Source organism: Blastococcus sp. MG754426 (assembly GCF_021699055.1).
Taxonomy (GTDB): domain Bacteria; phylum Actinomycetota; class Actinomycetes; order Mycobacteriales; family Geodermatophilaceae; genus Blastococcus.
Genome location: NZ_SSXC01000050.1, coordinates 24099 through 30877 on the forward strand (window position 1 = coordinate 24099; position 6779 = coordinate 30877).

Below are 6779 nucleotides of genomic sequence, written 5' to 3' on the forward strand. Positions count from 1 at the left end.
GGTGCCTGCGTCATCGGCGCACCACCGACGTTATCGGCCCCCTACGGTGCACCTCGTGCCCCCATCCCCCCGTGGTGTGATCCCGTCCCCGGACCCCGACGCGCGGACCCGGCAGATCGTCGACGTGCTGGTCGAGGCCTTCGGCGACCTCATGGACGCCGATGCCCTGGCCTTCCGTGCGAAGTTCCGCAAGATGGCCGCCGATCCGTTCGCGTTCTACCGGGGGAGCGCACCCCTGTTCTACGCGGACATGGCCACGGTCGAGGACCGCTGGTGCGACGAGCGGACGTCGCGGGTGTGGATCCACGGTGACCTCCACGCGGAGAACTTCGGCACCTACATGGACGCCAACGGCCGCATCGTCTTCGACGTCAACGACTTCGACGAGGCCTACCTCGGGCACGTCAGCTGGGACCTGCGCCGCTTCGCCGCCAGCTTCGCGCTCATGGCCTGGCGCAAGGCCCTGTCCGACGAGGTCATCAGCGAGCTGGTCGCCGTCTACCTGCACGCCTGGCTCGACCAGGTGGCGGCCTTCACCCGCTCCGACTCCGACCGCGAGTACGCCCTGCTGGCCGGCAACACCCGCGGCGCGGTGCACGACCTCATCCGCCGGACGGCGACCCGCACCCGGCTGGGCCTGCTGCAGCGGATGACGGTGGTGGAGGGCGACGAGCGCCGCTTCGCCGACTCCCCGCGCAACCGCCGGCTGGAGGACGCCGAGCGGGCGGAGGTGCTCGAGGCGCTGGAGCGGTACAAGACGACGCTGCCCCCGCGGCCCTGGCGGCGGGAGGTCGCCTACGACGTCAAGGACCTCATCGGCACCGGCGGCTTCGGCATCGGCAGCGCCGGGCTGCCGGCCTACAACGTGCTGCTCGAGGGCTACGACCAGGCGCTGGAGAACGACGTCGTCCTGTCGGTGAAGCAGGGGAACGTGCCGGCACCCAGCCGCGTGGTCACCGACCCCGGCATCCGCGGGTACTTCGAGCACGAGGGCCACCGGACGGCGGTGAGCCGGCGAGCGCTGCAGTCGCACGCCTCCCAGTTCCTCGGCTACACCGACATCCGCGGCACCGGCTTCGTCGTCGCCGAGCTCTCGCCCTACGAGCTCGACCTGGAGTGGGAGGACCTCACCGAGCCCGCCGACATCCGGCCGGTGCTCGAGCAGCTCGGCCGGGCGACGGCGAAGCTGCACTGCGTGGGCGACGCCGACAGCGACCACACCCTCGTCCCGTTCCAGACCGAGGAGGCGATCACCGCGATGCTCGGGGGCCGCGAGGAGGAGTTCGTCGCCGACCTGGTCGAGTTCGCCCACGGCTACGCGCACCGCACCCAGGAGGACCACCGGCTGTTCGTGGACGCCTTCCGGGCCGGGCGCATCCCGGGGATCAGCTCGAGCGGGTGACCTCCGCCGTCGCGGGGCCTCCGGGTGCCGCGACAGCCGGGGCGGCCCCCGTGACGGGCACGCGGGTCGGGCGCAAGCCGAGCGACACGGCGGCGATGAGGAGCATGGCGGCGGCGGCGGCGAGGAACGCGGCCGGGTTGCCGGCGCCCTCGGCGATGCGCGGGTGCAGCAGGTTGCCCGCCAGGCCGCCCAGCATGAGCGCGAAGGACTTGGCCGAGACCGTCGTCGAACGCTGCGACGCCGTCGTCTGGTCGTGCATGAGCTGCTGGCGCAGCGGCCACGAACCGCCGTTGAACAGGTAGAAGACGGCGAAGGCCGCGGCCGCCACCACGGTCGTCGGTGCCACGGCCACCGCGACCACCGCCGAGCCGCCGAGCACCGAGAGGACGGCGCTGGCCCAGGGCACCGAGCCGCGGGCGGCCCTGCGCGCCGCGGGGGCGAGGAGCGCACCGAGGCCGGCGGCGGCGAACGCGACGGCCATCGTGACGCCGTAGGCGGCCGTGCCCTCCCGGAGGCCGCCACCGAGGTCGGCGAAGTGCAGGGGGCCGATCAGCTCGAGGGCGGTGAGCACCGTGCCGGTCAGGAACGAGATGACCAGCAGCAGCCGCAGGACGCGGTCGCGGGTGACGAGCACCGCGGTGCCCCGCACCACCCTCGGCACCTCGCGGATCCCGGCGGCGATCGCGGCGGCGCCGGAGCGGTCCGCCGTGCGCAGCGGCACGACGAGCACCAGGACGGCGACCAGCGAGACCGCGGTGAGGCCCGCGGCCACCAGCAGGGGAGCGGCCAGCGCGCTGCTGTCGTCGCCGACCACGAGGGGGAGCAGACCGCCCAGGACCGCCCCCAGGGACAGGCCCAGACCGTCGGCGGCGCCGGCCAGCGACAGCCCGCGCGTGACGTCCGCACCCGGTTCCGCGGCGTGCACCGCGTCGACGTACCAGGCCTCCAGCGGCCCCGAGTCGAGCGCGCGGCCGACCCCGAGGGCACCCCAGGCGACGGCGAAGGTCACGACGTCGTCGGCCGCGACCATCAGGAGCAGGGAGGTGATGGTCGAGAGGGCCGAGAGCGCCAGCACGGGACGGTGGCCGATCGCGTCCGACAGGCCGCCCGTGGGCAGTTCGAGCAGCATCGCCACGGTCCCGTATACCGCCACCACGAGCCCGATGTCGGTGGGCGTCAGGCCCCGGGCCGTCATCAGCAGCACGGTGACCGGCGCGGAGATGCCGATCGGCAGCCAGCGCAGGGCCGTCAGGCCGACGTACCGCCGCTGTGCCTGCCGCGGGGTGACGCCGGTGGCGGTCACAGCGGGTGCTCCCGGACCGGGGGGAGCAGGTCGAGCAGCAGGGTGACCGCGGGCTGGTCGGGCTCCTCGCGCGTCTCCTGCCAGCGGCGGACGACGTCGTTGAGCTCGTCGGCCAGCTGTCGCGCGGCGGCCGGCGAGAGCCGCAGGGACCAGTCGCTGAGCGAGGTGGCGTCGCGCCACTCGGTGTCCAGGCTCTCGAACTGCGAGGCGTGGGCGTCCAGCCGGCGGCGCTGCTGGCTCAGCTGGCGGTGCAGCACCTCCTCGACGAGCTCCCGGCCGGCCGGGTCACCGGCCAGGTCGGCCGTGTCCCAGCTGGTCCTGCGGTGCAGGGCCTGCCACCAGCGGTCGCGGGCGTTGCCCTCGTCCGGCAGCTCCGCGACGAAGCCGTGCCTGGCGAGCTGGCGCAGGTGGTAGCTGGTGGAGCCGCTGCTCTCGCCGAAGCGCTCGGCCAGCCGGCTCGCGGTCGAGGGGCCGTCGACGCGGAGGGCGCCGAGCAGGGAGCTGCGCAGCGGGTGGGCGAGCACGCGCAGCGCGTCGACGTCGGTGACGCGGACGGCGCCGGTGGGGAGCCGGGCGGGGTCGGGCGGGACGGCCATGGGCCCAGGCTAGAACTGCAAAGGTCGGTTTGCAAAGCGTTCTTTGCGATTCCTGTCGAGCGTGCGTCAGCGGGCGCGTCGCCCCCTCCGGGTGCGCAGGTAGTCGGCCACGACGTACTCGCCCAGCCGGTCGGCGTCGGGCTCGAACACCCGGCCGCCGGCCCGCTGGGTGAGGTCGTGCACGAAGTGGACCAGCCCCGGGTCGGGGTCCAGCGCGAAGACGTTGACCGTGGCCCCGGACCGGGCGACCCGCTCGACCTCGGCGACCGTGCGGGCGATCGTCTCCGGCATCGGCGGCCAGCAGAAGAACGGCGTCCCGTCGTCCTCCAGGTGCGCGGTCGGCTCGCCGTCGGTGACCACCAGGACCACCGGCTCGGCGTCCCGGTGCCGGGCCAGGAACCGCCGCGCGAGCATCAGCCCGTGCTGCAGGTTGGTGCCCTGCAGGGTGTCCACGGAGAGCTCCGCGAGGGTCTCCGGGCGCAGCACCTGGGCGGTGGAGGAGAACCCGATGATCTCGATGGCGTCCTGGGGGAAGCGGGTGGTCACCAGCGAGTGCAGCGCCATCGCCGTCGACTTCGCCGCACCCCACGTGCCGCGCAGCGCCATCGAGTAGGAGAGGTCGACCAGCAGGGCGACCGCGGCGCCGGTGCGCCGCTCGGTCTCCACGACCTCGAAGTCCTCGACGGCGATCCGCACCCGGGTGCCGGTGCGCGGCTCGCCGGCGGTCCGCAGCACGGCGTTGCGCACCGTGCGGACGACGTCCAGCGGCTGCTCGTCGCCGAACCGCCACTCCCGCGAGCCGCCGGTGAGCTCCCCGGCCGCCCCGGCGTCGGCGACGTCGTGCTCGCCCCGGCCGGTGGCGTCGAGCTTTGCGAACACCCGGCGCAGCGCGGTGGCCCCCAGCCGCCGGACCGCCTTGGGCGAGAGCTCCAGCGTGCCGCCGGAGCGGTTCAGGTAGCCCTGCCGCTCCAGCTCGCGCTCCAGCTGCCGCAGCGTGGCCAGGTCGTCGGCGGCCGAACGCCCCAGCGCCCGCTCCAGCAACTCCTCGTCGACGTCGGCCAGCGACGCCCCCGCGTACCCCTGCGAGAGCTGGTTGGACAGCGCCTCGAGGTCGGCCAGCTCGGCGACGGCGCTGGTGGCGTCGCCCATGCCGAGGGCCTGCTCGCCGTCGGGGACCTGGCCGCGCTGGCCCCACGGCAGGTCGGGCCGGGCCTGGCGCAGCGCGTCGGAGAGGTGGGCCATCTCGCTGGCCAGCCCCATGTCCTCCATCGTCTGGGCCATGAGACCGGCGAGCTCGGCCCGCTGCTCGGGGGAGAGGCCGGCCATCATCCGCTGCTGCGCGGCGGCCCGCCGGGCCAGCGAGTCGACCAGCTCCTCGACCGACTCCGGCCGCTCGGGGAAGAACTGGCCGTGCTTGTCCATGAAGTCGGCGAACTGCTGGTCGGTGTCCTCGCCGCGGTTGTGCGCGTCGACCAGCCGCGAGAGGTCGGCGACCATGTCCTTGACCGCCTGCATGTCCTCGGGCGAGGCGTTCTCCAGCGCCTGCTTCATCGACGAGAACGAGCTGTCGAGCACCTCGCGGCGCAGCAGGTCCTGGATCTGCTCGTAGGCCTGCCGGGCCTCCGCCGAGCGCCAGTCGTAGTCCTTGAGCGCCCGGACGGCGCCGGCGGTGTCCTCGGGGAGGGCGTCGAGCTCGGCCTCCTGGAGCCGGGCCATGTCGTCCGGGTCGGGGAACAGCTCCCGCCGCTCGGCCTGCACGGCGCGGTCGAGCAGCTCCCGCACCTCCTGCAGGGTGCCGTCCATCCGGCCGGCCGTGCGGGCCTGGCGCAGCCGCTCGCGGACCTGGCGGCGCAGCTCGTCCAGCCCCCGGCGGCCCTGGGTGCCGCGGCGCAGCAGCTCGCGCAGCGCCTCCCGCACCCCGCTGCCGTCGAGCACCGAGTCGCCGATCTCGTCGACGGCGTCGCCGAGGTCGTAGGGCGGTGCCAGCGGATCGGGGCCGCCCCGCCAGGCGCCGTACCGGTAGCCGCGCGGGCGGCGCGTGCTCACCTCAGGCCCCGTACACGGTGCGGCCGCCGTCGGTGTCCTTGGCCAGCCGGCGGGTCAGGTGCAGGCCCTCCAGGGCGAACTCCACCGCGGCCGCCGCCTGCTCGGCGGACTGGTCGCCCTCGGGGACGCCGAGCCGGCCCAGCAGCTCGGCCAGCCGCGGGACGGTGCCCAGCTGCCCGAGCAGCGCCGGGGCGGGGACGAGGTCGCCGGACTCGACCGTCTCCCCGCCGGTGAAGTGCTCCTGCAGCCCGGTGAGGTCCAGCCCCGCGCACCGCGCCCGGAAGGTCTGGGCGGTGGCCTGGCGCAGCAGGTGCTCCAGGATCTCCAGCTCCCGGTCGTCGTCGGGGTCGGAGCCTGCGTCGGCGAACTCCACCTTGCCGCGGCTGGCCGGGACGATGCTCGGCAGGTCCACCACGCGCGCGACCGGCCGGGTCTCCCCGGACACCGCGGCGCGGCGGACGGCGGAGGCGGCGACGGTCTCCAGCCCGGCGATGGCGAAGCGCGCGCTGACGCCGGAGCGCTGGTCGACGTGGCTGGACTCGCGCACCAGCCGGGTGAACCGGGCGACGATCTCCACCAGGTGCTGCGGGACGACGGGGGCGTCCAGCGCGGCCTGCCCGCCCGGTGCGCCCAGGCCGCTGGTGCGCGCCTCCTGCTCCAGCAGCCGGATCTCGTCGGCGAGCTCGATCGGGTAGTGGGTGCGCACCTCGGCGCCGAACCGGTCCTTCAGCGGGGTGATGATCCGGCCGCGGTTGGTGTAGTCCTCGGGGTTGGCGCTGGCCACCAGCAGCAGGTCCAGCGGCAGCCGGACGCGGTACCCGCGGATCTGGATGTCGCGCTCCTCGAGCACGTTGAGCAGCGCCACCTGGATGCGCTCGGCGAGGTCGGGCAGCTCGTTGACGCTGAAGATGCCGCGGTTGGTGCGCGGCACCAGGCCGTAGTGCACGGTCTCCGGGTCGCCCAGGGTGCGGCCCTCGGCCACCTTGATCGGGTCGACGTCGCCGATGAGGTCGCCGACGGAGGTGTCCGGCGTCGCCAGCTTCTCGCCGAACCGGTCGCTCCGGTGCAGCCAGCCGACCGGGGTGGCGTCGCCGTGCTCGGCGATCTGCCGGTGGGCCCAGACGCTGATCGGGTGCAGGGGGTGCTCGTTCAGCTCGCTGCCGACCAGCACGGGGGTCCACTCGTCGAGCAGGCCGACCAGCGTGCGGATCAGCCGGGTCTTGCCCTGGCCGCGCTCGCCGAGGAGCACGAGGTCGTGGCCGGCGATGAGGGCGCGCTCGACCTCGGGCAGGACGGTGTCCTCGAAGCCGACCATGCCGGGCAGGGTGGGTTCGCCGGCGGCCAGGCGGGCGAGCAGGTTGGCGCGGATCTCGGCCTTGACCGGGCGGGCGGTGGCGCCGGTCGCGCGGAGCTCGCCGAGGGTGGTGGGGGC

5 protein-coding genes are annotated in these 6779 nt (G+C 74.7%); 1 reads left to right on the forward strand and 4 read right to left on the reverse strand.

Translation table 11 applies throughout. From position 1 onward, the window contains the following. The first annotated feature begins 76 nt into the window (after positions 1 to 76). Entirely contained in the window at positions 77 to 1402 is a 1326-nt protein-coding gene (locus E9549_RS15575; protein WP_236827461.1) for a DUF2252 domain-containing protein, read from the forward strand. On the opposite strand, the gene E9549_RS15580 is transcribed toward E9549_RS15575, so the two are convergent. The 4 genes from E9549_RS15580 to E9549_RS15595 all read right to left on the reverse strand — a co-directional run. Beyond that, positions 1386 to 2705: an MFS transporter gene (locus E9549_RS15580; RefSeq protein ID WP_236827462.1), complete on the reverse strand. Its 1320-nt coding sequence runs from the start codon at positions 2703 to 2705 to the stop codon at positions 1386 to 1388. The genes E9549_RS15575 and E9549_RS15580 overlap by 17 nt on opposite strands. Continuing rightward, positions 2702 to 3301, reverse strand: a complete 600-nt coding sequence (locus tag E9549_RS15585) for a helix-turn-helix domain-containing protein (protein WP_236827463.1) — start codon at positions 3299 to 3301, stop codon at positions 2702 to 2704. Before E9549_RS15585 ends, E9549_RS15580 begins: the two co-directional genes overlap by 4 nt. A 66-nt stretch (positions 3302 to 3367) precedes the next feature. Further along, positions 3368 to 5347, reverse strand: a complete 1980-nt coding sequence (locus E9549_RS15590) for a VWA domain-containing protein (RefSeq protein ID WP_236827464.1) — start codon at positions 5345 to 5347, stop codon at positions 3368 to 3370. Position 5348: 1 nt separating this feature from the next. Further along, positions 5349 to 6779, reverse strand: a 1431-nt coding sequence (locus E9549_RS15595) for a sigma 54-interacting transcriptional regulator (protein WP_236827465.1), incomplete at its 5' end; no start/stop codon positions are given.

What these genes read in the sequence shown, in the direction of transcription:
- E9549_RS15585 (WP_236827463.1), bottom strand. Translation starts at nt 3,301, where the DNA reads ATGGCCGTCCCGCCCGACCCCGCCCGGCTCCCCACCGGCGCCGTCCGC.